We start from the raw sequence: 344 nt of genomic DNA on the forward strand, positions 1-344 counted from the left end.
ACAAAAACGGATCTAAAATCATAAAATATGTTCAATATAATTTTTTATCTAACAAAAACAGGTCCAAAACAATAAAATCTGTTAAATATATCCATATATCTAACAGAATCGCGATATTTATGTTAATTAAATTCACAAGAAGATGTCATAACACACTTTAAATGATAAAGAACACGAAATACAGAGGGCATTCCTGCAACACTCCGACTAATTCGGCGCTTTTCATCCAACTATTCCAACAATTATCATTACTGCACTTAAAACTCTTCTTTTTCTTTGATTTTTAAAGATTTTTATTCTTCTTATTTACACATTTTGCTCCTTGGAACGAATTTTTGTTAGAT

The sequence above is a fragment of the Nosocomiicoccus sp. HMSC067E10 genome (assembly GCF_001810835.1).
Taxonomy (GTDB): domain Bacteria; phylum Bacillota; class Bacilli; order Staphylococcales; family Salinicoccaceae; genus Nosocomiicoccus; species Nosocomiicoccus ampullae_A.